The organism is Protofrankia sp. CiP1_Cm_nod4 (assembly GCF_982290645.1).
Genome location: NZ_CEVIVC010000277.1, coordinates 1 through 588, shown reverse-complemented (window position 1 = coordinate 588; position 588 = coordinate 1). Strand labels below are relative to the sequence as shown.

1 protein-coding gene is annotated in these 588 nt (G+C 63.1%); it reads right to left on the bottom strand.

Features of this window, described 5'->3' with window-relative positions:
• Positions 1-179 precede the first annotated feature (179 nt).
• Positions 180-588 (bottom strand): hypothetical protein (locus AC5LSR_RS24135; RefSeq protein ID WP_493469083.1); only part of this gene is annotated, 409 nt, incomplete at its 5' end.

Below are 588 nucleotides of genomic sequence, written 5' to 3'. Positions count from 1 at the left end.
CCGCCCCGACACCCATCTGAACAGGGACGACGAAGACGGCTCCACACGAAGGAAGTCAAAATCGTTGCGACTGAATGGCAGCCGTCCATAGTGCGTCCCGTCCGCGGGCTTCATTCATATCGATAATTCGATCTTCAAGGCGCACCTGGGCGCCAGGACGAGCCTGACTGGCCGGGGTCTTACAGGATGAGTTCGGTGTCGGTGTCCGCCATCTCCTCCTCGGTCATCGCGGGCAACGGCTGCAGTTGCCGGAGCAGCGCGTTTTCCGGGACGCCGGTGAGCCGTGCGAGAACGCGAACGCTGACCTCCCCTTCGTTGTATGCTTCCATCGCCCGTTGCAGCAGGCCGGTAGGCACACGGCGTGATCCGATACTCTGCAGTTGCCGCTGGTATTCCTCGGCCCGTCCTGTCATGAGAGCCAGTTTGCGGGCGGACATCCGTCGAATCCGGTCGCGCTCCGCCGCGTTCACCAGTCCGGCGTTGTGCAGGCGGAAAGCAAGCGCGTCCAGGCTCACCTTGAACTGGGCAATCATCATACCGATCGACCGCTCGGTCGGACCGTCACGCCCCAGCGACCGGCGCAAACCT